This is a genomic window from Rhodococcus sp. (in: high G+C Gram-positive bacteria) (assembly GCF_049286785.1).
GTDB lineage: Bacteria > Actinomycetota > Actinomycetes > Mycobacteriales > Mycobacteriaceae > Rhodococcus_F.
On record NZ_JBAQEO010000928.1, the window covers coordinates 1 to 4,441 of the forward strand.

Annotated in this window: 2 protein-coding genes and 2 pseudogenes; all 4 read right to left on the reverse strand. The window is 59.6% G+C overall.

Annotated features, from left to right (window positions below):
* Positions 1–218: 218 nt before the first annotated feature.
* A pseudogene (locus WAW17_RS33740) lies at positions 219–617 on the reverse strand (SDR family NAD(P)-dependent oxidoreductase); the annotation flags it as partial.
* A 58-nt stretch (positions 618–675) separates the two neighbouring features.
* A complete protein-coding gene (locus WAW17_RS33745) occupies positions 676–2,610 on the reverse strand; it encodes an FAD-dependent oxidoreductase (RefSeq protein ID WP_422337176.1) in 1,935 nt (644 codons plus the stop codon).
* A 335-nt stretch (positions 2,611–2,945) separates the two neighbouring features.
* Positions 2,946–3,525 (reverse strand): annotated as a pseudogene (locus WAW17_RS33750) (3-hydroxyacyl-CoA dehydrogenase family protein); the annotation flags it as partial.
* Between the two features lie 213 nt (positions 3,526–3,738).
* The coding region (locus WAW17_RS33755) for an ABC transporter permease (RefSeq protein WP_422337177.1) at positions 3,739–4,441 on the reverse strand (703 nt) is incomplete at its 5' end.

Sequence of the window (4,441 nt, forward strand, 5' to 3'; positions counted from 1 at the left end):
ACACGAAGAAGTGGTCAACAACGCCGGACCTGACTGTGGTGATGGTCGACTCGGGAACATTTGAGGCTGGCGATCGTGATGTCGACCGAGAAGATCTACCATCGCAAATGCGAGCCACGGCGTCCAAAATTGCGAAGTATCTGGAAAACAACTGGGCCACTGTGAGTTTCCCTACCAGCGGCACCGCCTGCGTCGTATACTACCGCGTTGCGTGACCAGCGTGGTGTCATGCGGAGAGCGCCGTCCATACGGATAGTCTCACCGTTGACGCAATCGTGCTCGACGAACATCTGCGCGAGCTGCGCGTACTCGGCGGGCCGGGCGAGACGCGACGGGAACGGAACGCCGGCTTCGAGGCCGGCGCGGTACTCGGCAGTGACGCCCACGAGCATCGGGGTGTCGACGATGCCGGGAGCGATCGTGTTGACACGGATGCCGACCGGCGCGAGGTCACGGGCAGCGGGAACCGTCATACCATGTACTCCACCCTTCGACGCCGAGTAGGCGATCTAGCCGATCTGGCCCTCGAATGCGGCAACCGGTGCGGTGTTGATGACAACGCTGCACTGGCCGGACTCGTCGACAGCCTCCGTCTTGGCAATGACGTCTGCAGTGATCACGCTCGCCTCGCAGTAAGGGCGGAGCATCTACGTCATGGATCTGCAAGGAAAACTCTTACAGTTCCGCGGCGGTACGGTACCCCTCCGCGATGGCATGACTCAATCGACGGGGAGCTACGCAGTCGCCGATGATGCTGACTGTTTTGCCTGGTTCCAACCCCAGGGACGACATCGGAACGCGCGGTTGGTGCCAGACTGCCATTGCGTCATCAATCGTGACGTCACCGCTCCCGAACACAGGGCGCAGAACCAACGGCGCCGAACAATCGTCGGGAATCACCAACGACTGACCCACCTTGAACTCCACCCCAGCGTCGCCGAGGCGACCAAGAAGTGGACCCGCGCTCTCGGCCGGAACCCTGGAGGCCAGAGCGGTGAGAGCTGTGGCAAACGTAACGCGCCAGCCCTGCTGTGCGAGCGCCTCCGCCGCGCTGTACGCCGGCCAGAACCCGTCACCCTCGTCGTACACCACAGCACGACGACTCTCGACCTCCGGCATCCGGCCCAGCAAGACGTCGTCAACCGTCGCTGCGGGCCGTTCCCGTAATCCGATCGGCAAATCCGCCGGCCGAGAGCCCGTGGCCAGGATGACGTGGTCAGCTGCCGCGTGAATGTCCGCGAGGTCATCGACGTCGATCCCAGCAGAAAGGTTGACGTCGACTTTCAATCGTCTGAGCTCCCGTTGCAGGTAGTCGACTATGTCGATCAAAGTAGCCCGGTGAGGAGCGGCCGCAGCCACGCGCACAGCACCTCCCAGAATCGTGTCCTTCTCGAACAGCGTTACGTGGTGTCCACGGCCGGCGGCGACTCGCGCAGCCTCCAGGCCGGCGGGACCACCTCCGATGACAAACACCTCCTTGGCACGCGACGCGACGGCACCCACACCCGGATGTCGACCGCGTCCGACCTCAGCGTTCACCGCGCAGTGCAGATGAGGATCAAATGCCCGACAGTCTTGATTGATACCGAGGCAGCCGCGGATCTCGTCCAGCCGACCGGTCTCCGACTTGATCGGTAAATCGGGATCTGCGATCAGCGCCCGCGCCATTCCGACCATGTCGGCATGGCCGGATTTGATGGCATGGTCAGCGGTGGCCGCATCACGAATGCGTTGGCCGACAAGGGTGGGCACTCCTGTCGCAGCGCGGACTTTCGAGGCGGACGGGATCGCAACCGCGTCCTCGTTGGTCGAGTCCTTCACATACTTGCCGCGCGTACCGTGAGTGATGCTGAAGTAGTCGATCCCCAAATCGGTCAAATTCTCCGCGACGCGTACGCAGTCCTCGATTCCCATCCCCCCGGGAATCTCCTCTTCTCCGCTGAGCCGCACCCCGAGGACGAAACCGGGGGGCATCACTGACTGCATTGCCTCGATAACCAAGCGCGGGAATCGCATTCGATTCTCGAAAGAACCGCCGAAACTATCGGTGCGGCGGTTGGACAACGGAGAAAGGAACTGAGCCGGAAGATAGCCATGGGCCGCATGGAGTTCCACACCGTCTGCGCCTGCCTTGACCAGATTCTCCGTCGAGACACGCCACCCCTCAACGATATCCTCAATCTCCGCAACGGACAGCTCGTGGGGCGGATAAGCATCTCGCACCGTCTTTATCGGAGACGGTGCGGAAGGTGGCGCATCCGATTCTCCGCCTATGAACTCTCGTCCAAGGTGGCACAGTTGACCCACGAAGCGGGCGCCGTGACGATGTATTACCGCCGATTTCGCGGCCGTCGCCGGTACGAACTCGTCAAGGTACGCCTCGGCGAGCTTTCGCGAACGCAGTGTCGTCGTTCGATGCACAACGGTGGCACCACTGATGATCAGCCCCACCCCACCCGCGGCAAGCCGCTCGAAGTGCTCAGTATCCCCATGGGTAGGAATGCCACGCTCAGCCATGCTCGTTCCAGCAGGCAACGCCACCAAGCGATTCTTGAGGGTGACCCCCCCAATCTCAAAAGGCGAAAATAGGTGGGGAAATTCGATGCCCATGAGTGCTCTCTCTTCCAGCTCGCAGCAGCTTGGCAGTCGAAACCTGACCCAAGATCCCAAAATTCGGCAGCAACATGCCAACGGGTCAACTTTCATGTACTGAATTCAGTTTAGCTCAACCGGTAGGGCAAAGACAGCCGAGAGGCCAGCTACATCTACGCAGACACCTCACCAGGGTCGACCACAGCGGTGAACCCCCATCCTCAGAAATTGCCCCCAATACCACTAAACTGAAACGCTTTTGGAATTTGACACTGCCGGAACGGCAAGTGGACTCGAGACCCTGGCGATCGACGGAGATCAGCCTTCACCGGTCCAGCATGCCGGAAATCCGCTGCCGGACATCCAATTCCGAAGACCGAGCCGATATCGGCGTCTGCGACCTTCTCCAGAACCCCTTCGTCGAAGCACCTGACAGTCTCGAGGGATTCGGCGAAGAGCATCCGCTCCTTCATGTCCTCAAACGGAATCTCTTTGGTTCTCGAACTGAATGCCTCGCGCAATCCGGGCCAGATGCCGACCCGTTTACAGTTTTCGTCGCAGGAGTACATTCCCCTCCACCTGAGCGGCCAGACCGTGACAGTTCACCAACCATCCTGTCCATCACAACCTCGAATCCACGACCGGGAACATTTTGCGTTCTCTTACAAGTGCTTTCCCGCTTTCTTCTCGAATCTTCCGCGGGAGCGTCAGCGTCGGTTCGTCCATCAACTGCAGCGGTGGCGCGGAATAGCCTGTTTGTGATCCGGCCTGCTCGATGAAAGTAGGATTCACACCTTCACCGACCGCCACCATAGCCTCGTCGAGAAGAGTGCCGATTACGCGTGACGTGGAGAAACGGCGACTGTCGTTGACCACGATGGGAGTCGTGCCGATCTGGAGCGTGTAGTCGATCACCTTAGCCAAAACTGCATCTCAGCCGATGCGTATGCGATTGCCGCGCTCATCATCCCTGCTCCGATGACGCCGACCTTCTTGGCGGTGAACCTGCCGTAGCCATCAGGACGCGAGGCACCTCCGTTGATCGCCTGCCGATCGAAAAGGAGCGGTTGCGCGAGTGACCAGCACTACCCTTGGCCTGCGAGTGCATTCTGCCCGATGACGTTGTCCCCGCAACATTCCTTTCGGTCATAGTTTGCTCAGGACATTACGACCACCGACGAGCATGGCAATCGCGACACCGATGGTGGTGACTGCGGTCATCAAAAGCGCCATTGCAGCCACTAGTGGATACGATCCGTTTTGCCACATGTCGAAGAGCAGAGTTCCCATGACCTGGGTGGTCGATGCGCGCACCAACAGCGATGCTGCGAACTCGTGGGTCAAGAGGATGAACATCAGCGCAACTGCGCTGAGGATCGTCGGACGCATGAGCGGAAACATGATTCGCATACTTGTCACAAAGGGTGAGGCGCCACTGGTTGCTGATGCTTCGTTGTATGTGTTTCCGAGGGACAGCATCGCAGTCATCTGCATTCTGGTGGCGAACGGCAACATCAAAACGATGTACACCAAAATGATCACTGTTCTTGTGCCATACAGGATGACTGGAGGTTCCGTATACGTCAGCAAGAACCCGACGCCGAAGATGACAGCGGGGATGCCCAGTGGCAGCGCAGTCATGAGATCGGCGACGAGCGCCAGGATCTTGAATCGCCGTCCTCGCACGAGCAGGTTGGCCATCAAGTATCCGATCGGTATGCAGATCACCACCGCGCCCAACGATGCAAGGACACTGGTGAGAACCGACTCGACGATCGCATCGGTGGAGAACAGTTCGCGAAAGTTATCCAGTGTCAACAGTCCCCAGGACAGCGACCCGGACCAGTAT

Excerpts from the sequence above, each read along its gene's own strand:
- WAW17_RS33745 (WP_422337176.1), bottom strand. The coding sequence starts at position 2,610 with ATGGGCATCGAATTTCCCCACCTATTTTCGCCTTTTGAGATTGGGGGG.